The organism is Marinimicrobium sp. UBA4509, from assembly GCF_002388575.1.
GTDB lineage: Bacteria > Pseudomonadota > Gammaproteobacteria > Pseudomonadales > Cellvibrionaceae > Marinimicrobium > Marinimicrobium koreense.
Genome location: NZ_DGMV01000032.1, coordinates 15,312 through 15,650, shown reverse-complemented (window position 1 = coordinate 15,650; position 339 = coordinate 15,312). Strand labels below are relative to the sequence as shown.

Annotated in this window: 1 protein-coding gene; it reads left to right on the top strand. The window is 61.1% G+C overall.

What is annotated here, in order from left to right; all coding sequences use genetic code 11:
* The coding region (locus B3520_RS04095) for an ATP-grasp domain-containing protein (protein ID WP_286875504.1) at positions 1 to 339 on the top strand (339 nt) is incomplete at both ends.

The window sequence follows — 339 nt, the reverse complement described above, 5'->3', positions numbered from 1 at the left end:
AGGCGAGCCGGTGCTGGCCGAGTGGGCCAATGAGTGTATCGCCGAGGCGATGATTCCCTTCAGCCACGAGGTTTCTCTGGTGGGCGCGCGCAATCGTGCCGGCGAGAAGGTTTTCTATCCGCTCACCCGTAATTGGCACGAGAGCGGCATATTGCGGGCGAGCGTGGGCAATCTGGATGTACCCGCCGAGCAGCAGCAACTGGCCGAGGAATGGCTCGGTCGTATTATGGATGATCAGGGCTATGTCGGTGTGATGGCCATGGAGTGCTTTGTGGAAGAGGGGCATCTGCTGGTCAACGAACTGGCGCCCCGGGTACACAACTCCGGCCACTGGACCCA